Origin of the sequence: Aeromonas sp. s11 (assembly GCF_040907945.1) — a bacterium.
In the GTDB taxonomy this organism is placed as follows: domain Bacteria; phylum Pseudomonadota; class Gammaproteobacteria; order Enterobacterales; family Aeromonadaceae; genus Aeromonas; species Aeromonas veronii.
Genome location: NZ_JBFOCU010000044.1, coordinates 136,236 through 160,937, shown reverse-complemented (window position 1 = coordinate 160,937; position 24,702 = coordinate 136,236). Strand labels below are relative to the sequence as shown.

At 57.9% G+C, this 24,702-nt stretch carries 20 protein-coding genes and 1 pseudogene; 15 read left to right on the top strand and 6 right to left on the bottom strand.

Translation table 11 applies throughout. The features are described 5' to 3' along the window. Positions 1-108 precede the first annotated feature (108 nt). The 10 genes and pseudogenes from AB5Y84_RS13025 (at position 109) to gloA (ending at position 11,064) form a co-directional block, all read left to right on the top strand. Positions 109-1,140, top strand: coding sequence for an IS630-like element ISAhy2 family transposase (locus AB5Y84_RS13025; protein ID WP_001809438.1), 1,032 nt, complete (start codon positions 109-111; stop codon positions 1,138-1,140). A 22-nt stretch (positions 1,141-1,162) separates the two neighbouring features. Continuing rightward, positions 1,163-3,331, top strand: a pseudogene (locus AB5Y84_RS13020) (DUF3427 domain-containing protein); the annotation flags it as partial. A 181-nt stretch (positions 3,332-3,512) separates the two neighbouring features. Further along, complete coding sequence (gene rsxA / locus AB5Y84_RS13015) at positions 3,513-4,094, top strand: electron transport complex subunit RsxA (RefSeq protein ID WP_005337600.1); 582 nt, start codon at positions 3,513-3,515, stop codon at positions 4,092-4,094. 2 nt (positions 4,095-4,096) lie between these two features. Further along, complete coding sequence (gene rsxB, locus AB5Y84_RS13010; RefSeq protein ID WP_005350799.1) at positions 4,097-4,675, top strand: electron transport complex subunit RsxB; 579 nt, start codon at positions 4,097-4,099, stop codon at positions 4,673-4,675. Positions 4,676-4,689: 14 nt separating this feature from the next. Then, positions 4,690-7,422 (top strand): electron transport complex subunit RsxC, encoded by a 2,733-nt coding sequence (rsxC, locus tag AB5Y84_RS13005; protein ID WP_368177097.1) that lies wholly within the window; start codon positions 4,690-4,692, stop codon positions 7,420-7,422. An 11-nt stretch (positions 7,423-7,433) separates the two neighbouring features. Continuing rightward, entirely contained in the window at positions 7,434-8,486 is a 1,053-nt protein-coding gene (gene rsxD, locus AB5Y84_RS13000; protein WP_368177096.1) for an electron transport complex subunit RsxD, read from the top strand. Positions 8,487-8,529: 43 nt separating this feature from the next. Next, positions 8,530-9,162, top strand: coding sequence for an electron transport complex subunit RsxG (rsxG, locus tag AB5Y84_RS12995; RefSeq protein ID WP_005359614.1), 633 nt, complete (start codon positions 8,530-8,532; stop codon positions 9,160-9,162). Positions 9,163-9,186: 24 nt separating this feature from the next. After that, positions 9,187-9,939, top strand: coding sequence for an electron transport complex subunit E (locus AB5Y84_RS12990; RefSeq protein WP_041202329.1), 753 nt, complete (start codon positions 9,187-9,189; stop codon positions 9,937-9,939). A 13-nt stretch (positions 9,940-9,952) separates the two neighbouring features. Continuing rightward, positions 9,953-10,594, top strand: coding sequence for an endonuclease III (nth, locus tag AB5Y84_RS12985; protein ID WP_042056548.1), 642 nt, complete (start codon positions 9,953-9,955; stop codon positions 10,592-10,594). A gap of 56 nt (positions 10,595-10,650) precedes the next feature. Further along, positions 10,651-11,064 (top strand): lactoylglutathione lyase, encoded by a 414-nt coding sequence (gene gloA / locus AB5Y84_RS12980; RefSeq protein ID WP_005337610.1) that lies wholly within the window; start codon positions 10,651-10,653, stop codon positions 11,062-11,064. An 84-nt stretch (positions 11,065-11,148) separates the two neighbouring features. Here gloA and AB5Y84_RS12975 read toward each other — a convergent pair whose 3' ends face one another. Further along, on the bottom strand, positions 11,149-12,024 hold the full coding sequence (locus tag AB5Y84_RS12975) for an OmpA family protein (RefSeq protein ID WP_005337611.1): 876 nt from the start codon (positions 12,022-12,024) through the stop codon (positions 11,149-11,151). Positions 12,025-12,289: 265 nt separating this feature from the next. Between AB5Y84_RS12975 and AB5Y84_RS12970 the strand changes: the two genes are divergently transcribed. Next, positions 12,290-13,213: an autotransporter domain-containing protein gene (locus AB5Y84_RS12970; protein ID WP_368177102.1), complete on the top strand. Its 924-nt coding sequence runs from the start codon at positions 12,290-12,292 to the stop codon at positions 13,211-13,213. A gap of 130 nt (positions 13,214-13,343) precedes the next feature. On the opposite strand, the gene AB5Y84_RS12965 is transcribed toward AB5Y84_RS12970, so the two are convergent. Further along, complete coding sequence (locus tag AB5Y84_RS12965; protein WP_368177095.1) at positions 13,344-13,541, bottom strand: hypothetical protein; 198 nt, start codon at positions 13,539-13,541, stop codon at positions 13,344-13,346. Between the two features lie 300 nt (positions 13,542-13,841). On the opposite strand from AB5Y84_RS12965, the gene AB5Y84_RS12960 reads away from it, so the two are divergent. The 4 genes from AB5Y84_RS12960 to AB5Y84_RS12945 all read left to right on the top strand — a co-directional run bounded on the left by AB5Y84_RS12960 (position 13,842) and on the right by AB5Y84_RS12945 (position 17,192). Next, the gene (locus AB5Y84_RS12960) at positions 13,842-14,381 is read left to right on the top strand and encodes a hypothetical protein (RefSeq protein ID WP_368177094.1); all 540 of its coding nucleotides are present in this window, start codon (positions 13,842-13,844) and stop codon (positions 14,379-14,381) included. Between the two features lie 87 nt (positions 14,382-14,468). After that, positions 14,469-14,852 (top strand): hypothetical protein, encoded by a 384-nt coding sequence (locus tag AB5Y84_RS12955; RefSeq protein ID WP_368177093.1) that lies wholly within the window; start codon positions 14,469-14,471, stop codon positions 14,850-14,852. A gap of 311 nt (positions 14,853-15,163) precedes the next feature. Beyond that, complete coding sequence (locus AB5Y84_RS12950; protein ID WP_368177092.1) at positions 15,164-15,871, top strand: phospholipase D family protein; 708 nt, start codon at positions 15,164-15,166, stop codon at positions 15,869-15,871. A gap of 322 nt (positions 15,872-16,193) precedes the next feature. After that, positions 16,194-17,192: a DUF1176 domain-containing protein gene (locus tag AB5Y84_RS12945; protein ID WP_368177091.1), complete on the top strand. Its 999-nt coding sequence runs from the start codon at positions 16,194-16,196 to the stop codon at positions 17,190-17,192. A gap of 36 nt (positions 17,193-17,228) precedes the next feature. Here the strand turns inward: AB5Y84_RS12945 and AB5Y84_RS12940 are convergent, their stop codons facing one another. The 4 genes from AB5Y84_RS12940 to dapB all read right to left on the bottom strand — a co-directional run bounded on the left by AB5Y84_RS12940 (position 17,229) and on the right by dapB (position 24,546). Then, positions 17,229-18,380, bottom strand: a complete 1,152-nt coding sequence (locus AB5Y84_RS12940) for a DUF1615 domain-containing protein (RefSeq protein WP_368177090.1) — start codon at positions 18,378-18,380, stop codon at positions 17,229-17,231. Positions 18,381-18,681: 301 nt separating this feature from the next. Beyond that, positions 18,682-21,906: a carbamoyl-phosphate synthase large subunit gene (carB, locus tag AB5Y84_RS12935; protein ID WP_368177089.1), complete on the bottom strand. Its 3,225-nt coding sequence runs from the start codon at positions 21,904-21,906 to the stop codon at positions 18,682-18,684. A 20-nt stretch (positions 21,907-21,926) separates the two neighbouring features. Next, the gene (gene carA, locus AB5Y84_RS12930; RefSeq protein ID WP_005337628.1) at positions 21,927-23,063 is read right to left on the bottom strand and encodes a glutamine-hydrolyzing carbamoyl-phosphate synthase small subunit; all 1,137 of its coding nucleotides are present in this window, start codon (positions 23,061-23,063) and stop codon (positions 21,927-21,929) included. 670 nt (positions 23,064-23,733) lie between these two features. Next, on the bottom strand, positions 23,734-24,546 hold the full coding sequence (gene dapB, locus AB5Y84_RS12925; protein WP_005347132.1) for a 4-hydroxy-tetrahydrodipicolinate reductase: 813 nt from the start codon (positions 24,544-24,546) through the stop codon (positions 23,734-23,736). Positions 24,547-24,702 lie beyond the last annotated feature (156 nt).

Sequence of the window (24,702 nt, the reverse complement as noted above, 5' to 3'; positions counted from 1 at the left end):
TAAATAGCTGTTCCGAATAGTAGATCACCGGAGGAAGGGAACTCAGTCCAGTTTGTGCGATCTGATTAGTCGCTAAACAAAACAAGCCACACCCAAAGGACTGAGTTGATGCCTATCCTACCACCTCTGCCACGACCACAACGGCGCCGCATTCACAAAATCATCCATGCCACCCGTGATAAAGGACATGCTCGTCGCTTGATGGCCATCTTGCTGTTACATGAAGGACGCACGATCACCGATGTTCATCACCTTACCGGCGCTGCGCGCTCGACCATCGGTCGTTGGCTTCGGTGGTATCGAGATGAAGGCATAGATGCGCTAGAAGCCTTACCGGCTGGCCGTGCCCCAGTCTTACCTATCGCCAAGATTGTCACCTTACTGGTGCTGCTCATGCAGTTTTCTCCGCAAGATTTTGGTTATCAGCGCAGCCGTTGGTGTACTGAACTATTGGCTATAAAAATCAATCGGTTAACAGGGCTCAATGTGGCAGCCTCCACGCTCCGCCGATGGTTACCTCGTATGGGCATTGTCTGGCGCAGGCCCGTGCCGACCTTGCGGATAAAAGACCCAGCCTATCAGGAAAAAATGGCGAATATCGACGCCGCGCTGGCCCGCTGTGATGCCGATAATCCGGTGTTTTATGAGGATGAAGTCGATATAGACCTCAATCCCAAATTAGGAGCCGACTGGATGTTCAGAGCGCAGCAAAAGCGGGTTGTCACACCGGGGCAGAATGCCAAGCATTATCTGGCAGGCGTTCTCCACGCAGGCAACGGAAGGGTACTTTACGTCAGCGGGATCAAGAAAAACTCATCGCTGTTTATTGCCATGCTGGAAAAGCTGCGCCACCACTACCGACGAGCCAAAACCATCACGTTGATCCTCGATAACTACATCATTCACAAAAGCAAACAGACCGAGCGATGGTTGAAGAAGAATCCCAAGTTCTGCCTGGTGTTCCAGCCAGTTTACAGCCCTTGGGTTAATCACATAGAACGGCTATGGCACAAGTTACATGAAACCATCACGCGCAATCATCAATGCAGAGGGATGGCAAACCTGCTGGCCCGAGTGAAACACTTCATGGATACCGTGTCTCCTTTCCCGGGGAATGGCTATGGCACAGCGAAGGTGTAGCACTATTGGGATCAGTTATTTAGAGATCCTTGAACAATTGGCGATGGAGCGCGCTTTACACCAGCGCTTCCGTAACTTGGTGGTTGCGGCCACCGGTACAGGGAAAACCCTGATCTCCGCTTTTGATTTTGCGCGTTTTCTGAAAACCAAACCCGACGCCAAGTTCCTGTTTGTCGCCCACAAAGAGGAGATCTTGCGCCAAGCATTAGCCTCGTACCGCGGTGTGCTCAAGCAATCCAATTTTGGCGAACTCTTAGTCGGCGGCGCCGTGCCAACCCACTACCGTCAACTATTTGCCTCGGTGCAATCCTTAAATAACCAGCTGGATACGTTGCGCCTTAGCCCAGACTATTTCGATTACATCGTCATTGATGAGGTTCATCATATTGCTGCGGCCAGTTATCGTGGTTTGCTCGCCGCCTTTGAACCTCACATTCTGTTGGGATTAACCGCAACGCCAGAGCGCCATGATGGCGGTGATATTCTTGCCGACTTTTGTGGTGTCATCGCAGCAGAGATCCGCTTGCCCGAGGCTATCAATCGTCGCCATCTCTGTCCGTTCCAATATTTTGGTATCGATGATGATACTGACTTGCGCCAAGTCGCTTGGAAAAATGGCCGTTATGACATCACTGAACTCACCAATATCTATACCCACAATCAGCAGCGGGTACAGAAAATAGTCCAGAGCCTCAATGAGATCGTCACCGATATTACCAAGATTAAAGCGCTGGCATTTTGTGTGAGCCGTGAACATGCCGACTTTATGTGCAAGGCCTTTTTAATGAAGGGCATCAAGGCTGACATCCTCACCAGCGATAATCGAGACGAGCGGCATAGTAAACAACAAGATTTGCGCACTGGGGTTATCAATATTCTCTGCGTGGTGGACATCTTCAACGAAGGGGTTGATATCCCGGAAGTCGATACCTTGCTGTTTTTACGACCAACGGAAAGCCTCACTATCTTCTTGCAGCAATTAGGGCGCGGCCTGCGGCTGGCGAGCGATAAAGAGTGCTGCACCGTGTTGGACTTTGTTGGCAATGCCCGTGCTGAGTATGACTTTGCCCAGAAATTCCGGGCACTGGTGGGTAAAACTAATAAGGCGATCAGCCACGAGATCAAACAGGGCTTCCCTCACGCCCCCTTGGGCTGCCGCATCGAACTCTCAAAACAGACCCAAGAGTTAATTCTGAGCAATATCAAAAAGGCGACCCTCAATACCTCACGCCTCATGGGCCTGATCCGCCGTTTCTCACAGGATTGCGATTTACCGCTGACACTGGCGAACTTTTTGAAGTTCTACCCTCATATCAGCCTTGAGGAGATCTACAAGCGCGGCAATTGGAGCAACTTGGTCAAACAGGCCCGCAACCATACCATTTCTGAAATGAGCGATGAGAAGCTGTCGACCCTCTACACCCGGGCCATCAAAACCCGGCTATTGGGCTGCGATGCGCTCCATTACTTGAACTTCTTACAAACCTTAGTGGAAAGCGCCTTTACCTTAACGGCTGAGCACGATGAGCGGATGGCCTTGATGTGCCATTACGACTTCTGGCAACAGAGCGGCCCCACAGCAGGCTTTAGCTCCTTGGCGCACAGCCTGAAACAACTCAATCAACCAGAGTTAAGGGCCGAGCTGGCAGATCTGTTACCCATGCTGATCAACCGGGTGCAGCACGAACAAAGCGCCATGCCAAACCTTCCCGGTAATCCGCTGCAACTGCATGCTCGCTATGCCAGAGAGCAGGTGCTGGTTGGCTTTGGCGCGACCACCTTCGCGCAGCAACCCACGGCTCGCGAAGGGGTCTATGTCATCGCAGAGCAAAATATCGAGTTGCTGTTCGTGACCTTGAACAAAACGGAACAGCACTTCTCCCCCACTACCCGTTATCACGACTACGCCATCAACGAGTCGCTGTTTCATTGGCAGAGCCAAAACAGCGCTCGCCCCGAGCGGGGTAAGGGGCTGAGTTACATAAATCACAGGGCAGAGGGTAAGCGCTTGTTTTTGTTCGTCCGCGAGCAGAGCAAAGATGAATTTGGCCGTACCCTTGGCTTTGTGAACTTTGGTGAGGTGGAGTTCGTATCCCACACTGGCAGCCAACCGATGAACATTAAATGGCGTCTCACTACTCCGATGCCGCCATTTATGTGGAAAGAAGCCGCCAAACTGGCTGTTGGTTAGTAAGGCTTCTCACCCGGTGGGGATATGGCGCAAAACCCACCGGATTCTGGCCCAAAACCCCGGCTAAATTATCCAGTTGCATAATAACCATGCGGCCTTGCGGTTGTTTAACTGGCCCTAACGTCAGATAATACCGCCCGCCTTCAAACCCCGATAACCCGACTTTCAGTGACGGTAATTGATGACTGAGTACCTGCTTTTATTGATCGGCACCGTGCTGGTTAACAACTTCGTGCTGGTGAAATTCCTCGGCCTCTGCCCCTTTATGGGGGTCTCCGGCAAGCTGGAAACCGCCATCGGCATGGGGCTGGCGACCACCTTCGTGATGACCCTCGCCAGTGCCAGCTCCTATCTGGTGGAGCACTATATCCTGCTGCCGCTGGATATCGCCTATCTGCGCACCCTCGCCTTTATTCTGGTGATCGCCGTGGTGGTGCAGTTTACCGAGATGGTGGTGCGCAAGAGCAGCCCGACCCTCTATCGCCTGCTGGGGATCTTCCTGCCCCTCATCACCACCAACTGCGCGGTGCTCGGGGTGGCGCTGCTCAGCATCAATGAGCGACACGACTTTATCCAGAGCGTGATCTACGGCTTTGGCGCCGCCACCGGCTTCTCGCTGGTGTTGATCCTGTTTGCAGCCATGCGCGAGCGTCTGGTCGCCGCCGATGTGCCCGCCCCATTTCGCGGGGTGTCGATTGCCATGATCACCGCCGGTCTGATGTCGCTGGCCTTTATGGGCTTTACCGGCCTTATCAAGATATAACCATGATCCATATTCTCTTTGCCATTCTGGTGCTCACCCTGCTGGCGCTGGCGTTCGGGATTATCCTGGGCTTTGCCGCCGTCAAGTTTCATGTGGAAGCAGACCCCATCGTCGACCAGCTCGATGCCCTGCTGCCCCAGACCCAGTGTGGCCAGTGCGGCTATCCCGGCTGCAAACCCTACGCCGAGGCGCTCGCCAACGGCGATCAGATCAACAAGTGCGTGCCCGGTGGCGAGGCCACCATGCGCAAGATTGCCGATCTGATGGGGGTCGAGCCCCAGCCGCTGGGGGGCAGTGACGAGGCCGCCGTGCCGGTCAAAAAGGTCGCCTTTATCCACGAAGATCAGTGCATCGGCTGCACCAAGTGCATTCAGGCCTGCCCGGTGGATGCCATCGTCGGCGCCACCAAGGCGATGCATACCGTGATTGCCAACGAGTGCACCGGTTGCGATCTCTGTGTTGATCCCTGCCCGACCGACTGCATCGAGATGATCCCGGTGCCTACCACGGTCGATAACTGGAAGTGGGATCTCAATAACGTGCATGTTCCGGGCAAGATTCCGGTCAAGATAGTGGAATAAACAGCGGAGCAACCATGCATTCCTTACTCGAACGTATCAAAGCCGGCACGCTCTGGGACTTTCACGGTGGCATTCACCCCGCCGACAACAAGCTGCAATCAAGCCAGAGCCAGGTGGTAGACGCCGGTCTGCCGCCACGCCTCATCATTCCGCTGCGCCAGCACGCAGGCCCCGCCGGCGATCTACTGGTGCAGGTGGGCGACAAGGTCAAGAAGGGTCAGCCGCTGACCCGTTATGCCAAGGGACGGGTCGTCCCTGTCCATGCCTCCACCTCCGGCACCATCACCGAGATTGGCAACCACACGGTTGCCCACCCCTCCGGACTCGGCGATCTCTGCGTCATTCTCACCCCCGATGGAGAGGATGAGTGGGGCGAGCGCAATGGCAAAGCCGATTACTGGAATCTGGAGCGGGGCGAGCTGCTCGAACGCATCCAGCAGGCGGGGGTAGCGGGCCTTGGCGGCGCCGTGTTCCCGACCCACAGCAAGCTCGATGGCCGCGGCCAGCTCACCGAGATCCTGATCGTCAACGGGCTGGAGTGCGAACCCTATATCACCACCGATGATCGGCTGATGCAGCAATACGCCGACGAAATCATGGATGGCATCCGGGTGCTCAAGCACCTGCTCAAACCGAAACTCACCCTGATCGGGGTGGAAGACAACAAGCCCGAGGCGATCGAGCAGCTGACCCGCCACGCCACCGATGAAGATGTGCTGGTCAAGACGGTGCCGACCAAGTACCCCTCGGGCGGAGCCAAGCAGACCATTGAGCTGCTGACCGGCCGTCAGGTCCCCAAGGGGGGCCGCGCGGTCGATATCGGCATCATGGTGCTCAACGTCGCCACCGTGTTTGCCATCAAGCGCGCCATTATCGACGGCGAACCGCTGATCGAGCGGATCGTCACCCTCACCGGCGACAGCTTCAAGAAACCCGGCAACGCCTGGGTGCGCCTGGGTACGCCGGTGCGCTGGCTGTTGCAGCGTTTCGAGCTGCAACCGGAAGCGGAGCAGCGGGTCATCATGGGTGGCCCCATGATGGGCTTTACCCTGCCCCACGCCATGGTGCCTGTGGTCAAGGCCACCAACTGCCTGCTCGCGCCGACGCAGGCCGAACTGCCCGCCCCCGGCCCGGAGCAGCCCTGCATCCGTTGCAGCGCCTGCGCCGATGCCTGCCCGGCCACCCTGCTGCCGCAAGAGCTCTACTGGTACAGCCGGGCCAAGGAGTATGACAAGGCCGAGAAGCTCAACCTGATGGACTGCATCGAGTGCGGCGCCTGCGCCTGGGTCTGCCCCAGCGAGATCCCGCTGGTGCAGTACTACAAGATCGCCAAAGACGACATTCGCGAAGCCCGTGCCGAGGCCGAAAAGGCCGAGCGCGCCAAGCAGCGTTTCGAGGCCAAGCAGGCCCGTTTCGAGCGGGAGAAAGCGGCCCGTGAAGCGCGCCATGCCGAAGCCGCCGCCCAGCGCCGTCAGACCATGACGGCCGCAGGCGGGGAAGATCCGGTGGCGGCCGCCCTGGCTCGTATCAAGGCCAAGCAGGATGCCCCCATCACCGCCATTACCGCCACCGCCGAGGGCTTGCCTGACAACAGCGCCGTGATTGCCGCCCGCGAAGCCCGCAAACGGGAAGCGGAGGCGCGCCGCGCCGCCAAACTGGCGGAGAGCGCAAACAGCGAAGCAGCCGCTGCGCCGCAATCCACCGAGGCGGTTGACCCCGCCAGCGATCCCAAGAAAGCGGCCATCGCCGCGGCCCTTGCTCGTGCCAAGGCCAAGAAGGCCGCTCAGGCTGGCGATAGCGCCGAGCCTGTGACTGCCGAAGCCGTTGCTGCCCCTGTGGTAGATGCTGATCAGCAAAAGGCAGAGGCGGATCCGAAAAAAGCGGCGATTGCCGCCGCCATCGCCCGTGCCAAAGCCAAAAAGGCCGAGGCCAGTGGCGAGCCGGTATGCACAGATCACAGCGTGACAGCCGAGGCTGACACGCCAAGCGATGCGCCCACTGATCCCAAGAAAGCCGCTATTGCTGCAGCCATTGCGCGGGCCAAGGCCAAAAAGGCGGCCCAGCAGGGCGGCAGCGCTGAGGGTGATCTGACTGCAAATGCTGGCACCAGCGAACCCGCTGCAACCCAAAACGATGCGCCATCTGCGGCCAGCGAAGCGGTTGATCCCAAGAAAGCTGCTATCGCCGCTGCTATTGCCCGCGCCAAGGCCAAAAAGGCAGCCCAGCAGGGCGAGAGTGCCGGTGCTGAAGGTGCGCAGAGTGAGCCTACTGCCAGCGCACAGACCCGCGACGTGGCGGTAGCCAAGAGCGAAGTAACCACCAGCCAAAGCGATACGGCTGCAAGTGAAGCGGTCGATCCCAAGAAAGCCGCTATCGCCGCTGCCATTGCCCGGGCCAAGGCCAAAAAGCTGGCGCAACAGAGCGCAAGTACCAGTGCTGAGGTAGAAAATGCCGATGCTGAGGTAGAAAGTGCCGCTACTCAGGTAGAGAGTGCCGGAACTGAGGGTGAGCGCGCACCGGCCGAGCCGATGCAAAGCGATGCAGCCAGCAGTGAGCAACCACTTGCCGTCGCAGAGGCTCCTGAAGCGAGCGCCCCTGCGGCTGATGCCCCGGTTGATCCGAAAAAAGCGGCCATTGCAGCCGCGGTGGCCCGCGCCAAGGCGAAGAAGCTGGCGGCCGAGGCAGCCAGAGCCGCAGAGACCGCCGCTGAAGATGCCCCGTCAGCCGACCGAACAACAACAAGGTAATCGACAGACTCATGTTCAATATTGCGACTGCGCCGTTTGCCCATAACCGCAAACAGACCCGAACCCTGATGCTGCTGGTGATCCTGGCCTGCGTGCCGGGCTTGCTGGCCCAGACCTGGTTCTTCGGCTGGGGCTCCTTTATCCAGATCCTGCTGGCGTTGGTGACTGCGCTGCTGTGCGAGGCGCTGGTGCTCAAGCTGCGGGGCCGCGCCATCAAGCCTGCCCTGATGGATGGCAGTGCGGCGCTCACCGCCGTGCTGATCGGTCTCTCCCTGCCGCCGCTGCTGCCGTGGTGGATGCTGGTGGTGGGCACGGCCTTTGCCATCATTGTCGCCAAACACCTTTACGGCGGACTGGGTCAGAACCTGTTCAACCCGGCCATGGTCGCCTATGTGCTGCTGCTGGTCTCCTTCCCGGTGCAGATGACCAGCTGGCTGCCGCCGGAGAGCGTGCGCGCCTACAGCCTCGGCTTTGGTGATGCCGCATCGGTGATCTTCACCGGCTTTAGTCTCGATGGCTACAGCATGGCCCAGCTCAAGCAGGGGGTGGATGGTCTCACCATGGCGACCCCCCTCGATACCCTGAAAACCGGCCTGACTCAGGGGCTCACCACCGGCGAGATCCTGAGCGGCCCGCTGTTTGAGGGTTGGGGCGGCGTCGGCTGGAGCTGGGTCAACCTCGGCTATCTGCTGGGCGGCCTGTTCCTGCTGCAACAGAAAGTGATCAACTGGCGCATTCCCACCGCCATTCTCGGTGCCCTGCTGGCGGCCTCCACCATCGGCTATCTGGTGAGCCCGGATGCGACTGCCACGCCCATGTTCCATCTCTTTAGCGGCGCAACCATGCTGGGGGCCTTCTTTATCGCCACCGATCCGGTCAGTGCCTGCACCACACCGCGCGGCCGACTGGTCTATGGCGTGCTGATCGGGGTGCTGGTCTACATCATTCGCCGCTTTGGCGGCTATCCGGATGCGTTCGCCTTCGCCGTGCTGCTGGCCAACCTTTGCGTGCCCTTTATTGACAGCCTGACTCGCCCGAAAGTGTATGGAGCCCGTCGCCAATGATGTTTCTGCCCTCTTTCCCCATCACAGCTGACGGAGCCCGGACATGTTAAAGAGCATGCGCAAGAACGGCCTTATTCTGGCGATGTTCGCGCTCGGCTGTACCGCGCTGGTGGTACTGACCAACGAGCTGACCAAGGATAAAATCGCCCACCAGCAACAGCTGGAGAAACAGCAGACCCTCTCGGTATTGCTGCCGGAGGGGAGCTATGACAACGATCTGGTGGCCAGCTGCAAGCAGGTGACCAGCAGGAAGTATCTGGGCAGTGATCAGCCGCAAGCCCTCTATACCGCCAGCAAGAATGGCGTGGTGACCGGCTATGCATTGGAGGCGATCGCGCCGGATGGCTACAGCGGGGCGATCCGCATCGTGGCGGGTTTTGATGCCAAGGGCACCATCACCGCCGTGCGCGTGCTCGCTCACAACGAGACCCCGGGCCTTGGTGACAAGATCGAGCTGAAGAAATCGGACTGGATCAACAGCTTTGCCGGAAAATTCCTGACCCATGACAACGAGCCCCAGTGGGCGGTGAAGAAGGATGGCGGCGAGTTCGATGCCTTTACCGGCGCCACCATCACCCCGCGAGCCGTGGTCAAGGCGGTGAAGAACCTGCTGAAGCTGCAGCAGGAGCAACCCGAACTGCTCAGCAACGCCCCGGCTTGTCCGGCGGCGAACTAACGGAGTCGAACCATCATGAACCAGATGGAACAGATTGAAACGGGCGCAGCCCCGATTGCCGAGCTGGAAAGCCGCAAGGGCGAGCTCAAGGAGCTGATGAGTCAGGGGCTGTGGAAGAACAACCCCTCGCTGGTGCAGGTGCTGGGGCTCTGCCCGACCCTCGCCGTCTCCTCCACCTTTACCAACGCGCTGGGGCTGGGCCTTGCCACCATGGCGGTGCTGGTCTGCTCCAACCTCGCCGTCTCGCTGGTGCGCAACTGGGTGCCGAAGGATATTCGCATTCCGGTCTATGTGATGATCATCGCCTCGCTGGTGACCAGCGTGCAGCTGTTGATGAACGCCTACACCTATGGCCTCTATCAGGCACTCGGTATCTTTATCGCCCTGATCGTCACCAACTGCGTCATCATCGGCCGCGCCGAGGCCTATGCCTCCAAGAACCCGCCGCTGCTGGCGGCCCTCGACGGCCTGATGATGGGCCTTGGCTTTACCCTGGTGCTGCTGGTGCTGGGCGGCATGCGCGAGATCATCGGCATGGGCACCCTGTTTGATGGCGCCGAACTGCTGCTGGGCGAGTGGGCCAAATCCCTGCGCATCGAGCTGTTCCACGCCGATGCCAGCCTGCTACTGGCGATTTTGCCGCCGGGCGGCTTTATCGGGCTGGGGCTGCTGATCGCCGCCAAGAACGCCATCAACGACTGGCGGGACCGCAAACAGGCAGCCACCGTAGCCCACTGCAACGTTGCCCCGGCCCGCGTCCGGGCGACCGAGCTATGATCGGACGCAAGGCATGAACAACCAGAAACGCAGAGAGATCCTCGAGCGACTGCGGGAGCACAATCCCCACCCCACCACAGAGCTCAACTTCAACTCGCCATTCGAGCTGTTGATCGCCGTGCTGCTCTCGGCGCAGGCGACCGATGTCAGCGTCAACAAGGCGACCGATAAGCTCTATCCGGTGGCCAACACCCCGCAAGCGATGCTGGATCTCGGGGTGGACGGGCTCAAGGAGTACATCAAGACCATTGGCCTCTTCAACACCAAGGCCGAGAACGTCATCAAGACCTGCGCCATCTTGCTGGAGCGCCACGGTGGCGAGGTGCCGGAGAATCGCGAAGCGCTGGAAGCCCTGCCCGGCGTCGGCCGCAAGACCGCCAACGTGGTCCTCAACACCGCCTTTGGCTGGCCCACCATCGCCGTCGATACCCATATATTCCGGGTATCGAACCGCACCGGCTTTGCGGTAGGCAAGAATGTGGATCAGGTGGAGGAGAAGCTGCTCAAAGTGGTACCCGCCGAGTTCAAGCTGGATGTCCATCACTGGCTGATCCTGCACGGGCGTTACACCTGTCTGGCTCGCAAGCCCCGTTGTGGTTCCTGTATCATCGAGGACCTCTGCGAGTACAAAGAGAAGGTCTATCCAGAAAGCTGATAGCCTCGCAACCGAGATTGAAAGCAGTACACATCACCAACCCGGAGAACTGAGCAATGAGAATTCTGCATACCATGCTGCGTGTCGGCGATCTGCAACGCTCCATCGACTTCTACACCCGTGTCCTTGGCATGAAGCTGCTGCGCAAGAGCGAGAACAGCGAGTACAAGTACACCCTGGCCTTCGTCGGCTACGGTGACGAGAAGGATGAAGCGGTGATCGAGCTGACCTACAACTGGGGGGTGAGCGAGTACGAACTGGGCTCTGCCTACGGCCACATCGCGCTGGAAGCGGACGACATCTACGCCACTTGCGAAGCGCTGCGCGCCGCCGGTGCCAAGATCACCCGCGAGCCGGGCCCGGTTAAAGGCGGCACCACCGTGATCGCCTTCGTCGAAGATCCGGACGGTTACAAGATTGAACTGATCGCCAAGAAAGATGCCGGTACTGGCCTCGGTGACAGCTTCTAAGCTGCCCTAATCTCACTGCCTAATAGCAGGATCAAAAAAGAGCGCAGATGCGCTCTTTTTTATATCCGGCTGCCGGGGACGGCGCTAGATCTCGCCATTGCGCCCCATGCTGATCACCACTCGCCGGTTCTTGGCACGACCCTGTTCGGTTTCGTTGGAGGCAACGTGCTGCTTCTCGCCATGCCCCTCCACCGAGATCTTGCCGGGATCGATCCCCAGATCGACAAACACCTTCTTGATGGCATCGGCCCGCTTCTCGGAGAGTTTCAGGTTCGGCCAGCGGCCGCCATAGCTGTCGCTGTAGGCGTCGATCACCACCACATCGATGCTCTTGTCCGCCTTGATAAACTCGCTGATCATCGCCAGCCGCCGCTTGGAGGGGATGGAGAGCTGATCGCTGTTCTTGTCGTAGGTAAGCACGCTAAAGGCGATGTCGTTGAAGCTGTAGGGCAACAGCCCGCTCAGACAGTCGATAAAGGCCTGATACTTCACCCGAAAGTTGACTGACGAGAGGGACACTCGCACCGCGCGGTTCTGGCGATACCAGTCCCGATACTGGAAGGTCGGCATCCGCCCCCCCTCCAGCTCGTCGAGCATGGTCCAGGCAGTCTGCCCCTCCACCAGTCCATCGAACTGCTGATAGAAACGCAGTTGACTCACTTCTCGCCCGGCTATCCCCGGGCGCCATACCGGCGGCATGATGCCAAGGCTCACCGTCTGGGTCTGGGCCTGCGGCCGCTTGCCCTTGAGCTCGAAGTCGAGGTTTATCTTGCGACCGGCGCGGCTGACAAAAGCCCCCGTTCCCCAGTTGGGAATAGGGTGCTCGAGGCGACACTCAATCTGGGTATCGGAGGTCAAACGCCAGACGGATTGATCCAGACCGGCACCAAATTCGGTGACCCCAGCCTGTAACTGCATACTCACGGATATGCTGACCAACCCCAACACCCAAGCGTTCAATTGCTTGTCCTCCACACGATCTCACAAGAGATATCGGCGGCAAGAGGCCAAGCTTTAGCGACAAACTGCAAAGGTGTGCCGTTGGTGTGGCAAAGGCTTGCCCCCAAGCGGCAACCGACCGCAAGCGACGCCTATTCCCCCCTCTTAGCTCCGTGCCAACCGCCGGGAAGCTCGCTACAGTAAAGCCAGGGCAATCAGACGCCGCTTATCGGGAACCACACTCATGCACCGCTCTTGCTTCTCTTTATTGCAGATGTTGTTGCCAATGCTGCTGGCGCTATCCGGCAGCGCCGTCAAGGCCGCAACACAGGATCAGGAGTGGGCACAAGAGCGCGCCAATGCGGTGCTCTCGCTGATGACCTTCACCGTGGTGCCCGACATCACCGCCAGCAACCTCGATATCGGCAGCGGCACCAATCAATCTGCCGCCCTCAACATGACCCAGATCGGTGGCGGCGCCACCATGAGCGAAGCCGTGCCCATCTATCTGGAAGGGGCGATCGGCTTTAGCCGCTACGATCCCCAGTTTGTGGTGAGCAACGGTACCGAGAGCCGCACCCTCCCGACCAAATGGAACAGCCTGACCGCCTCTGGCGGGATCGGCTGGGATATCGCCCTCCATGAAGACCCGCACGGTGGCCACTGGGTACTGCGCCCCATCGCCAACGTCTCGCTCGGTACCATGGCCAGCGATCTGCGGATCGGCAACTGGCTGCTTGAGCGAACCAAGGGCTATTCGCTGGATTTTCTCGATGGTGGACAGCTCAATATGTACGGACTGGGGGGCTCGCTGATGCTCGACTACGAGCTCTTTTCAAAGATGCAGGATATCGATATCGAAGTGCGCTACTCCTACCAGCACCTGCAGAGCTTTGGCGGCACCTCGACCAGCGTCCGTGGTCACGCCGAGGCGGAGAACCTAGGTCTCTATCTGCGCCGCCGGGCCCCGCTGTTTGACTGGACCCTGCTCGACAGACCGGTGCGCTATGTACTGGAGGGGGCCCATACCGCATATCTGGGGGAGCAGCGGGGGTTGCTTGGCTTTGACTCCCTCAACTCTATCGGCGCGGGTCTGGAGCTGGATAGCAGCAAGTACGACATCATAGTCACCCGTACCCGGCTGGTTGCCCGCTATATGTTCAGCCACAACACCAGCGGTTATTCCATCGGGTTGGCCATGAGTTTCTAAGTCGTTATATTTTCCTGCCAAGAGTGGGCAATCCTCAGGGAAAGCACAGTAACACTCCAGATAATTATGCCCGTATTGATGGAGGATTTATTGAACTGCCCCCTTTCATATTTCTCACGATCCAGTCATATCAGGTAAAAATACCTTCCTGCTGGCAGGCCAATTTTGCCCCCCCCTCGCACACCGAATATTGGAGTTTTTTGTCTGTGTATTTACGGCGCGCAATGGCTGATTGGCCCTTGATGTCGCCAGCCTGTGCCCGCTTGCAACAGAAAAAATACCAAACGCCCAACATCATAGACCGATGGCCAACTTTATCGATGCCCATAAGGAACCATCCCGGATGGTCCCCCATCTTTTGCAAAGTGACCTGAATACACCTAACCATTTGTTTTAAATGGTTTATAGTTTTTCATATTTTATGAATCCAATTAATCCTGTTTTATTTTACTTACATCACCCGACTGCTAAATTTGGCGTCATCCCGGCAGGACGAGGCGCACTGAAACGACTGACTGCGGGCTACCGATAACAGGTGTGCAATGAGCACAGAAATAACGTTCAGGCATAGCAACCGTTATTTTGACGACATCACACTTGCTGATCCTTGTTGATTTGAGGTTATCTGATGAAAAAAACGCTGCTTGCTCTCTCTGTATTGGTCATGACCGGAACCGCATATGCAGGGGTGCCTGATTTATCCGCCAGCTGTCCTGGACATATTAATCTTCGCGTCGAAGATGGCACGGCTTATATCAATAACCAGCAAGTTCCACTTAAAAAAGTGAATTCAAATTTCTACGAGGCGAGCAAGGGGCACACCACCCTCTCCATGGTGAAAAATGGCGACTGGGGCATCACCTATTTTGTCAAAAATGGCGACAGCGGCGCCTGCCAGCTCAATGACGATGAGAACGATGACGACGGCGATGATGAGAGCGCCAGCAGCCGTGCCTACAACGGCAGCACTGCGCAAACCAAGGTTGCCGAGAACGCCTGCATGAACGCCGTCGCCAGAAAAGCGGGCGTCAGCCGCAGCAAACTGACCCTCGACTATGTGGCCGACTCCCAGGCGGGGATGATGATTGATATCAAGGGGCCCCATGACCAGCTCTGGCACTGCCTCACCGACGCCCGCGGCCATATCTCTGGCATCAATCAGGACTGATTTCGAGCCACGGCTCAGCGGGGCCCACACCTACCGTGGGGGCTCCACCCCTTATCCATTGCAATTATTTGATACAGGTAAATGAAGATGAAATCCAAACTGACTCTGCTCAATGTCGCCCTCGGTTGCCTGCTGGCGGTCGGTATCTCCGGCTGCGCCGTGGCCAAAACCCATCACGGCCACAAGACCCATGCCCAAGCGCACGCTCAGGAAGGGGCCGTGCAGTATGGCGACGAGAGCCCGTGGGCTGGCAACTATAAAGCGGTCACTGACGATGGCCGCACCGTGGCCGAAATTCACGTCGATACCACAGGGGAGACCTATATCGATGGCAATCAGGTCAAACCAAGCCACAGCGGCAGCGACTACCTGAAATTCAAGCAGGAGACCATCACTTACACCCTGCGCAAAAGCGGCGCCAGCTGGAAAGACAGCGATGCCGGCACCAGCGGCCGCATCCTGTTCGATTGATAACCCCGACACCGGTCTTGCCAGACACCAAGCCCCGCCAAGGGGCTTTTTTGCACCTGCGATTTACCATCAACCACAGCCCGCCCCGAAAAATCCAGCCTTGTCACAGAGTTAGTGCAATCTGTCACATATTCCTTCTGATGGAATGGGTAGAATGGCTCAGTTTGGCCCCCATCATCCACATAGAGCCACGATGTCGATTGCCAGCCGCACTGGCTGGGTGATCACTGCGCCCGGAATGAAAATGACCTGCCGAACGCCAGCCAAGTATTTGCGCCACCAGTTACACCACAGGGATAGAGATTTTTGCCATGGCCAAGTTTTTGAATACCAGCGCAACCAACTACTTTCTGGAAGAACTTATCAAAGATGCCAAAGAGCGTCTGATCCTGATCAGCCCCTTCCTCAAGCTCAACGACAGGATCAAGGAGCTGCTCACCGACAAGAACCGCCTCAAGATCGATGTGCGGATCGTCTATGGCAAAAGCGAGCTGCAACCGGAAGAGATCAGCTGGCTCAAAGAGCTCACCTATATCCGCACCAGCTTTTGCAAAAACCTCCATGCCAAGTGCTATCTCAATGAAGAGATGTGCATTGTCACCAGCCTCAATCTCTACGAGTTCAGTCAGGTCAATAACAACGAGATGGGGGTATTGATCCAGCGCTCGGAAGACCATGACCTTTACCGTGATGCCTATGATGAGGCCCAACGAATTATTCGGGTCAGTGATGAAGTCCGCATATCACTTGAACGGGTTGTCAGTGAAACCGAAACCCAACAGCCTTCTGCTAACGAAAATGAGTCAGCCACTGAAAAACTGACCTCATCCAAACTGGCGCAAAAGTGGGGGATCAAAACCAATGAGTTGTTGGAAAAAATGGTGACTCACGGCTTGCTTGAGCTGCGTGACAGCAAGCATTACCTCACAGCCAAAGGCAAAGAGGAAGGAGGGGAGTTTAGAATGAGCCCCAAATTTGGCCCCTATTTCCTCTGGCCAGAGGCCATGAATCCCCTCTAATTCACTGACTGGATAAATGTGAAATGGACTTCACTCCCGTTATTGCGGTTCTGCTGGGCCAGTTCTGGTATCTGCGGCCCCTGCTGCTGATTACGCCCCTGAATTCCGCTACTTTCCTAGACATTCCCAGATCCTCAAACTGAGGTCATTTAGGATGGGTTATGCGCAAGCTGCGATAATCCCCTTCAGGTCTACCACGCCTTGATGACCTTCATTGGCATCACGCACAACGCTGAGCAGACAGACGAATACAGTCCAGATAGCGGTCAAAGCAATGCAAGAGCCATGGTATGCTCTTTAAAGTTCTCACTGGAATCCATCGATGCTTATATCTACCCTCTTGGCCACCATACTGGCCACACAACCCGAAGCCCTATATTTTGCCCATAAAGACTGGGAGATCGCCTGCGACAATACACGTACATGCCGAGCCGCAGGTTATAGCGCAGAATCAGGTGGACTCTCGGTTTTGCTCACCCGAGAGGCTGGCGCCAAAGGTACATTGCATGCAGAGCTTGCCATCGCAGAAGTTGATGGACAGGCACCGGGAGCCCCCGCTGATGGTTTGATCACACTGCGCATCAATGGTGAAGTGCTTGGCACCGTAAAAGAGCGGACTCCGTTCAGCCAGCCCCAAATCGCAGCACTCGTCCGAGCGATCAAGGGGACTGGCAAAGTGGTATTTGAATGGAGCAAGCATCAGGAACAGCTATCCGGCGCCGGAGCCTATGCCGTTTTTCTCAAAATGGATGATTTCCAAGGCCGCCTCAATACCAGTACAGCCCTGACCAAACAGGGCCCATTACCCACCACATCCATTCCTCCTGCCTTGACGGCTCCCGTGATCCACGCTGGCGCCGTAGCCGCAGGCAACCTCTCCCGCCCGCTCACCAAGCCGGAACAACAGAGCATTGGCAAGTGGCTGAAGCTGCTAGTCGATAAAGACACCTGTCCCATGGTCGACGACAATTCAGAGGGTGGCATGCTATATCCCCTGAACCAAGAACGAGCCTTGGTCCAGCTACCCTGCTGGCTCGCAGCTTACAACGACGGTTCCGCCTTCATTGTGATTGACACGAATCTTGATACCGCCAGTGCGACCCTCATCAGTACTGATGCAAACGGTTATGAAATGGGTGAACTGAGTGCCTCACATAAAGGAAGAGGGATAGGAGATTGTTTTTCTTTCGAAAGCTGGGTGTGGGATGGCAAAACCTTCGTGCAGAGTGAGCAAAGCACTACCGGAAGCTGCCGCATGATTGCACTGGGGGGAACCTGGCATCTACCGACCCTGACCAGCAAGGTAGTCAAAGCGCAGTAAACAAGGGCGGCCAATTGGCCGCCCTTGTTGTGTTTCTTAGCGAATGGTCGCCATCTGCCGCACACATCGCTGTTCTCTGTCATCCACCCGCTTGGCAAACCAGGCGGTGGTGAGGTTGCGGGTGATTTTCGGGCTCTTTAGCTGTATGCCGGGCAGGATGGCGCGGGGCAGTCGCTTGCCCGCTTGCTTGTCGGCCAGAGTAAAGATGCGATGGTAGAGATCGGTCTCGGCAAATTCGGCGGTATCCCCTTTGCGCAGGCTCTGGTGGATCGCTTGTTTGCTCATATTGACCCGGTTGGCGAGGGTATAGACGGCAAGCTCGGTGTTGCCCGGCAGATCCGAGTCATAGCGGATCAGATCCCCGTCCAGCGCCAGAGTTTTGCCACTCAAACGGCTGACGGCGGCTTGAAAAGCGGCATTGCGACTGGCGTACCAGCCAGCGTTGAAATCGGCAAAGCGATAGAGGGTATCCGGGTAGTCGACGGGATAACCGAAGATATGCTTGGTGCCAAACCAAATGCCGCCGCGACGGGTAAAGACTTCGTGGCGAATGGAGTCCTTGATTGGATAAGGGTAGCCACGGGCGTTAGCCTCGGCAAAGGCGATGCTCACCTGCATCGGGCCACCGGTATGCACCGGGTTGAGGTTGCCAAACAGCGTCTTGCCCATCGGCAGCATGCTGATCATATCTTCGAAGATTTCACTCATCTCCCGCTCGGTACGCAACTTGTCGATCCGCTCGGCGTAGCTCTTGCCGGTGGGCGAGTTGATGGAGAGCGCGGCCCGCACCATAAATTCGGGGATCAGCAGCTTGGCGGCCCGTGAGTTGATCTCTTTCCAGGCGATCTTGCCAAGGCCCGGCACCACGGGGTCGGCCTGATAGGTGGCTTCCTGCTCCGCCACCGCCAGCACGCTACAGACGTTGTGATCATTGACCGTCACCCCCTGGGTGGCGAGCGCCGTCACCACGTCGTTAGCCCACCCCTGTTTGTCAGGCACCTGACGGGGCAAGAAGCGCACGATGCGGCTCTTCATATCCGCCGGTTTGCGCGGCTGCATGGCAGGGGGCGTTTTGGGGTTGCTCACGCTCGCCTCTTTGGCTGGCGCGGAGGCGGGATCACTGGCACAACCGGCCAGCAGCAAGGCAGCGCAGAAGGCAAGAAGACGACAGGAAGGCAAAGCGGTCATAAGCATGTCCATTTTTTGTTGGCCCTACAGGCAGCGCCGCTGGCACTGCACTGACAAGCAAAGTAGGGCCATTGTAGAGGATTGCCTGCTGCAGTTGAAACCCGCGCTCGCAGCATCCCCTCCCCTTGCCAGCTTTTACCGCCCCACGCGCCATCCGTTGTCTGCGATGCGGAAGACATGACCTTCCTCCATGACTCACCCGACCCGAGCCGAACGGTGCGCGACAGATAAAAAGAAACCCCCGCCATCGCTGGCGGGGGTTGGTCGTCTGGCAAGTCGGGCTGATGCCCGCTGCAAACGCTTAGCGGTTTTTCACCTTCTGGTGCAGCTCCTGCACCGAGTTGACATTGGCGGTGGCATCCACGCTGATGGCCATGCAGGTGGCAAACGCCTCATTCATGGTGGTGGTATACGCCACCTTGTTCTGCAAGGCGGCGCGACGCAGTTGCTTGGAGTCCTGGATCGCCACCCGCCCTTCGGCGGTGTTGACGATGTAGGTGTACTCGCCATTCTTGATGCGATCCAGAATGTGCGGGCGACCTTCATGCACCTTGTTGACCAGTCGCGGGTTGATGCTCGCTTCACCCAGCGCGACCGCGGTGCCGTGAGTAGCATCCAGCTCGTAGCCCAGCTCCAGCAGCTTGGCAGCCAAGTCAACCACCTGCGCCTTGTCGCTGTGACGCACTGACAAGAGGGCTCGACCCTCTTTCGGTACGGCGTGGTTGGCACCCAGCTGCGCCTTGGCATAGGCCTCGGCAAAGCTGCTGCCCACCCCCATAACCTCACCGGTAGAGCGCATCTCTGGCCCCAGCAGCGGGTCAACCCCCGGGAACTTGGCGAACGGCAGTACCACCTCTTTCACCGAGTAGTAGGGCGGGATGATCTCTTTGGTGAAGCCCTGTTCTTGCAGCGACTGACCGGCCATAACACGGGCGGCAATCTTGGCCAGCGGAGCACCGGTCGCCTTGGAGACAAACGGCACGGTACGGGCGGCACGCGGGTTCACTTCGATGAGATAGATATCATCGCCCTTGACCGCGAACTGCACGTTCATCAGGCCGATAACGCCGAGCTCCAGCGCCAGCTTGCGCACCTGCTCGCGGATCTCGTCCTGAATTTTCCTGGACAAGGTGTAAGGAGGCAGGGAGCAACCGGAGTCACCGGAGTGAATACCGGCCTGCTCGATGTGCTCCATGATGCCGCCGATGACCACATCGGTGCCGTCGCAGATGGCATCCACGTCCAGCTCGGTCGCATCGTCCAGGAAGCGGTCCAGCAGCACCGGCGATTCGTTGGAGACGCTCACCGCCTCGGCGAAGTAGCGACGCAGATCCTGCTCGTCATAGACGATTTCCATGGCGCGGCCACCCAGCACGTAGGAGGGGCGAACCACCAGCGGGTAGGTGATCCGCTCGGCCAGCAACACGGCCTGCTCCAGCGCGGTGACGGTGCCGTTTTCCGGCTGCTTGAGGCCGAGGCGCTCGACGGCAGACTGGAAGCGCTCGCGGTCTTCGGCGCGGTCGATGGCATCCGGGCTGGTACCGATGATCGGCACGCCGTTAGCTTCCAGTGCACGGGCCAGTTTCAGCGGGGTCTGGCCACCGTACTGAACGATGACGCCCTTGGGTTTTTCGATGCGCACGATTTCCAGCACATCTTCCAGGGTCACCGGCTCGAAGTAGAGACGATCCGAGGTGTCGTAATCGGTGGAGACGGTCTCCGGGTTGCAGTTGACCATGATGGTCTCGTAACCATCTTCGCGCAGGGCCAGCGCCGCGTGCACGCAGCAGTAGTCAAACTCGATGCCCTGACCGATACGGTTCGGGCCGCCACCGATGACCATGATCTTGTCGCGGTCGGTGGGGTTGGCCTCGCACTCCTCGTCATAGCTGGAGTACATGTAGGCGGTGTTGGTGGCGAACTCGGCGGCGCAGGTATCGACCCGCTTGTAGACCGGGAAGATGTTGTGGCGGGCGCGCAGTTTGCGCACTTCCCCTTCGGCCACACCGAGGATCTTGGCCAGACGGGCATCGGCGAAGCCTTTGCGCTTGAGGGCGCGCAGGAAGTCGGCATCGAGACCGGCCATGCCGCGCTCTTTCACCTCTTCCTCCAGTTTCACCAGGTCTTCAATCTGTACCAGGAACCAGGGGTCAATCTTGGTCAGCTTGAAGATGCCATCCATGGAGAGACCGGCGCGGAATGCATCGGCGATGTAGAAGATACGGTCGCTACCGGCGTCCTGCAGCTCGTGACGGATGCGGGTCAGGGAGTCCGGGGCATTGAGGTCAACCATGGGGTCGAAGCCGGTTTTGCCTGTTTCGAGGCTGCGCAGCGCCTTGTGCAGGGACTCCTGGAAGTTGCGGCCGATGGCCATCACTTCGCCGACCGACTTCATCTGGGTAGTCAGACGGTCGTTGGCACCGGCGAATTTTTCGAAGTTGAAGCGCGGCACCTTGGTGACCACGTAGTCGATGGCCGGCTCGAAGGAGGCCGGAGTGCGACCGCCGGTGATGTCGTTCATCAGCTCGTCGAGGGTGTAACCGATGGCGAGTTTGGCTGCGATCTTGGCGATGGGGAAACCGGTCGCCTTGGAAGCCAGCGCAGAAGAGCGCGACACCCGCGGGTTCATCTCGATGATGACCATGCGGCCATCTTTCGGGTTGATACCGAACTGGACGTTGGAGCCGCCGGTCTCGACGCCGATCTCGCGCAGCACCGCCATGGAGGCGTTGCGCATCAGCTGGTACTCCTTGTCGGTCAGCGTCTGGGCTGGCGCGACCGTGATGGAGTCACCGGTGTGGATACCCATGGGGTCGAAGTTTTCGATGGCGCAGACGATGATGCAGTTGTCGTTGCGATCCCGCACCACTTCCATCTCGTACTCTTTCCAGCCGATCAGCGACTCATCGATGAGCAGCTCTTTGGTCGGCGACAAGTCCAGACCGCGCTCGCAGATCTCGACGAACTCTTCGGTGTTGTAGGCGATGCCGCCACCGGAGCCGCCCATGGTAAAGGAGGGACGGATGATGCAGGGGAAGCCAACCATCTGCTGCACGCCCCACGCCTCTTCCATGTTGTGGGCGATGCCGGCACGCGGGCACTCCAGGCCAATGCTGCGCATCGCCTTGTCAAAACGGGAGCGGTCTTCGGCCTTGTCGATGGCGTCGGCGGTGGCACCGATCATCTCGACACCGAACTCGGCCAGCACGCCATGCTTCTCCAGCGCCAGTGCGCAGTTAAGCGCAGTCTGGCCGCCCATGGTGGGCAGGATGGCGTCCGGGCGCTCTTTCTTGATGATTTCGCGTACCACTTCCCAGGTGATGGGCTCGATGTAGGTGGCGTCTGCCATCTCCGGGTCGGTCATGATGGTGGCCGGGTTGGAGTTGACCAGAATAACGCGGTAGCCCTCCTCGCGCAGGGCTTTGCACGCCTGGGCGCCGGAGTAGTCAAATTCGCAGGCTTGGCCGATGACGATGGGGCCGGCGCCGAGGATCAGGATGCTCTGAAGGTCGTTACGTTTTGGCATGAAACTCTTTCCTCTATTTCTTAGGCGCGATACTGCTTAATCAATTCAATAAAGTGGTCAAAAAGACCGGCACAATCGTGCGGGCCCGGGCTCGCTTCGGGGTGCCCCTGGAAGCTGAAGGCCGGACGGTCGGTGCGATGGATACCTTGCAGGGAACCATCGAACAGGGAGACGTGGGTGGCGCGCAGGCAATCCGGCAGGCTGTTCTCGTCTACCGCAAAGCCGTGGTTCTGAGCGGTGATCATGACGGTGTTGTCATCAAGGCTCTTCACCGGATGGTTGGCGCCGTGGTGGCCAAACTTCATCTTGACGGTCTTGGCACCGGAGGCCAGACCCAGCAGCTGGTGACCCAGACAGATGCCGAACACCGGCGTGTTGGTATTAAGGAAAGCCTTGATGGCCTCGATGGCGTAGTCGCACGGCTCGGGGTCGCCGGGGCCGTTGGAGAGGAAGATGCCATCCGGGTTCATCGCCAGTACCTCGGCGGCCGGGGTCTTGGCAGGCACCACGGTCAGGCGGCAGCCACGGTCAACCAGCATCCGCAGGATGTTGCGCTTGACGCCAAAGTCATAGGCCACTACGTGGTATTTCAGCTGGTCGGCATCCGGGGTGACATGCCCCTTGCCAAGCTGCCAGCTCCCTTCGGTCCAGTTGTACGCTTCACCAACCGTCACCTCTTTGGCCAGATCCATTCCCTTCAGACCGGGGAAGGCGCGGGCCTGTTCGAGGGCATAGGCTTCATCGACCTGTTTCCCGGCCAGAATGCAGCCAGCCTGAGCGCCTTTCTCGCGCAGGATGCGGGTCAGTTTACGGGTGTCGATGTCGGCGATGCCAACGATGTTGTGAGACTTGAGGTATTCGGAGAGGGATTGCTGATTGCGGAAATTGGAGGCAAGTATCGGAAGGTCCCGGATGATCAATCCCTGAGCATGGATCTGACTGGACTCTTCATCTTCGCTGTTGGTGCCGGTGTTGCCTATATGGGGGTAAGTGAGGGTGACTATCTGACGGGAATAAGAGGGATCGGTGAGGATTTCCTGATAGCCCGTCATCGACGTATTGAAAACCACTTCACCAACAGAACATCCCTCGGCGCCTATCGACACGCCTTTGAACACAGTTCCATCTTCCAGCACTAGCAATGCAGTGTGATTCAAGACAACCTCCAGTTATTTAGCTTTAAATTCAGCAATTTACCTGGGTGTTGCGGGCTCGGTTCCGGTCTTGGACAGGACTCGAACTCGGCAGATTTCTGGCAAATTGGGCGCATTCTACTTAAAAAAAGTGGCATTTCAACGTCTTTTCTCAGATGAAATGCATCTAAATTCAATAAAAAAGCAACATTACCCATTATCTATGCACTTAACCGCTTTGCAACCCCCTCCCACGAAAGAAAAGGAAAAACCACCACCAAAAGATGACACCAAGCCAGCAATAGCGACAAAAACAAACAAAAAAACCAATTAAAACAATGGCATTTATTTTTACACAATAAACATTAATGACAAATTTAACGCTTTTATGATGACAAGAGTGAACATGAAAAATGGAAAACGTTTTTCCGCGTTTGAATTTTTAGTCTTTTCTTGTCGGTGTAAAAAAATGGCTTAATCAGCCATAAAGATGCTCAAATCTGTTACCTGGTGATGACATTCAGGAAGGAAAAGTCTGGTGGATAACGCAATAGTGTGATTTATAAGGCGTTCAGATAAAAATTACAGGCAGCGTACCTTTTTACACAAACTCTGGCTGACTGACAGCAAAAACCCCGGCAAGCCGGGGTTTTTCACTGGGGTAGCAGTAGTACGAAAGTGCCGCTCAGAGGCATCACTTGAGATTGAGCACATCCTGCATGTCATAAAGACCGGCCCCCTGCTGACCAAGCCACTTGCCCGCCCGCACAGCACCGTTGGCGAAGGTCAGGCGGCTGGAGGCCTTGTGGCTGATCTCCACCCGCTCGCCTATATCGGCAAACATGACGGTGTGCTCCCCCACCAGATCGCCGGCGCGAATGGTGGCAAAGCCGATAGTGTTGCGATCCCGCTCGCCAGTGATCCCCTCGCGACCATAGACGGCGCACTCCTTGAGATCCCGGCCCAGCGTTTTGGCGACCACTTCCCCCATGGAGAGCGCAGTACCGGATGGCGCATCCACCTTGTGGCGATGGTGGCCCTCGATGATCTCGATGTCGGTGTAATCCCCCATCACCTTGGCGGCCTGCTCCAGCAGCTTGAACACCAGGTTGACCCCGACCGAGTAGTTGGAGGCGAACACGATACCGATCTGCTTGCCCGCCTCTTTCAGGGCGGCCTTGCCTGCATCGTCAAAACCGGTGGTGCCGATCACCATCTGCTTGTGGTGGGCCAGCGCAAAGGCCAGATTGGCAAGGGTCACCTCGGGGCGGGTGAAGTCGATGATGAGATCAAACTCATCGCGCACCTTGTCCAGACTATCGCTGATGGCCACACCCAGATGGCCCAGCCCATTGAGCTCACCGGCATCAAGGCCGATCACCGCCGAACCCGGCCGCTCCAGCGCGGCACCGACCACTACGCCATCGGTGTTGGTGATGGCCTCCAGCAGCACCTTGCCCATACGACCATTACAGCCCATCACGGCCACACGGATCGGATTGTCCATCTCCACCCTCTCATCTCTTTTAATTATGGAAAGAGACCGTTTTACCAGCCCGCGCCGGGTTTGAAAAGCCATGATGCCACCACTCCTTGCTGCACTCGCCAACGGCAGCGCCCACTGGCTGGCCAAGAACTTCCTTTTGGTCACAGGCCGTTTTTC